The organism is Vibrio sp. 1069, from assembly GCF_033340555.1.
On sequence record NZ_JAWOWP010000440.1, the window covers coordinates 1 to 669 of the forward strand.

Below are 669 nucleotides of genomic sequence, written 5' to 3' on the forward strand. Positions count from 1 at the left end.
GGTAGCGAAATACGGCGGCCTGATGTGGGGTGAGCACGGTAAAGGTTTCCGCTCGGAATATGGTCCGGAGTTCTTTGGCAAAGAGTTGTTTACTGAGCTTCGACGCGTAAAAGCTGCATTCGACCCACATAATAAAATGAGCCCAGGAAAAATCTGTACGCCACTTGATAGCGATGCAGAGTTGGTAAAAGTAACCGACACCAAACGTGGTTACTATGATCGCCAAATTGACGTACAAGTACGTGACAGCTTTAAACAAGCGATGGAATGTAACGGGAACGGTTTGTGCTTTAACTACGATACCAGTTCGCCGATGTGTCCATCGATGAAAGTGACGGCTGATCGTCGTCATTCGCCAAAAGGGCGCGCTGGATTGGTTCGTGAATGGTTGCGTCAGCTTACTGAGCAAGGTATTGATATTCTTGACCTAGAAAAGCAAACGTTAGAAAACAAAACATCGATCAAAACCATGATTGATCGTGTGCGTCATTCCATTAATCGTCGTCACGAATACGATTTCTCTCATGAAGTTTATGAAGCAATGAACGGCTGCTTAGCGTGTAAAGCGTGTGCGAGCCAATGTCCGATCAAAGTGGATGTTCCAAGTTTCCGTTCCCGCTTTTTAAACATTTATCACTCGCGCTATCAGCGTCCGGCAAAAGATTATTT

1 protein-coding gene is annotated in these 669 nt (G+C 45.6%); it reads left to right on the top strand.

What is annotated here, in order from left to right:
- Nucleotides 1–669: (Fe-S)-binding protein (locus tag R7040_RS27005; protein ID WP_318097678.1), on the top strand; the 669-nt coding region annotated here is incomplete at both ends.